This window comes from Bradyrhizobium cosmicum (assembly GCF_032290525.1).
Taxonomy (GTDB): domain Bacteria; phylum Pseudomonadota; class Alphaproteobacteria; order Rhizobiales; family Xanthobacteraceae; genus Bradyrhizobium; species Bradyrhizobium cosmicum_A.
Genome location: NZ_JASXTA010000252.1, coordinates 1 through 269 on the forward strand (window position 1 = coordinate 1; position 269 = coordinate 269).

Sequence of the window (269 nt, forward strand, 5' to 3'; positions counted from 1 at the left end):
CCGCCGGAGAGCGTGCCGGAGGAGCGGGAGAGGGTGAGATAGTTGAGGCCGACGTCGAGCAGGAAGGACAGCCGCTCGCGGATCTCCTTCAAGACGCGTGCGGCGATCTCGTTCTGCTGGTCGTTGAGCGCCTTCGGCACGCTTTCGAACCATTCGCCGGCGCGCTTCACCGACAGTTCGGAGATCTCGCCGATATGCTTGCCGCCAATCTTGACGCAGAGCGCCTCGGGCTTGAGGCGATGGCCCTTGCAAGCCTCGCAGGGAATGTC

At 64.3% G+C, this 269-nt stretch carries 1 protein-coding gene; it reads right to left on the bottom strand.

Going from position 1 to position 269, the window contains the following annotated elements; genetic code table 11:
- Positions 1-269: hypothetical protein (locus QSV46_RS39850; protein WP_314964110.1), on the bottom strand; the 269-nt coding region annotated here is incomplete at both ends.